Below are 598 nucleotides of genomic sequence, written 5' to 3'. Positions count from 1 at the left end.
CCGGCACTAAGCCTTCCGTGCGCACCCAAGTCATCGTCACACTGAACGAGTTAGACCAGATCATCAACGGTGACGGCGACGAAATAGAGCTCAACCTCACCAACGGTGCGCGCATGACCGGGGCAGAGTTTCTCACCCACAAGTTTGCGCAAATCGGCTACGCCACCATCGTGCACCCTATCGAAGGGCCTATTAACACCTGGCGGCTCGAGCGCGGGGCAAACTTCAACCAACGCCTTACCCTGCACGCCGAATTCCACACGTGTTCTAGACCAGGGTGTAATAAGCCAGCTGATTACTGCCAAATCCATCATTTGGTGCCCTGGCAAGCAGGCGGCTACACCAACATTAAGAACCTGACCTTCCTGTGCGCCTACCACAACGGCATTAACGACGATGACCCTTTAAGGCCTACCGGGCGCGGCTACATGTACCGCCTCAACACCGGCGTGGCGTTCATCCCACCCTGGGGAGCACCGATAACCGCGATGCCGGAATACCAAGAAGCAGTCGCCAGACTCAACGCGGAGAGAGCCTCAGGCCAAGCCACCACAACAACTCCGACCACACCACCAGAGGAACCACCCGACAGCAGCTA

1 protein-coding gene is annotated in these 598 nt (G+C 57.7%); it reads left to right on the top strand.

The features are described from left to right. A partial coding sequence (locus HMPREF3056_RS08110; protein ID WP_141759862.1) for an HNH endonuclease signature motif containing protein occupies positions 1–598 on the top strand: 598 nt, incomplete at both ends.

The organism is Corynebacterium sp. HMSC056F09 (assembly GCF_001815785.1).
GTDB lineage: Bacteria > Actinomycetota > Actinomycetes > Mycobacteriales > Mycobacteriaceae > Corynebacterium > Corynebacterium hiratae.
Note: the sequence above shows the minus strand (reverse complement) of the source record. Positions and strands in the feature narration are given on the sequence as shown.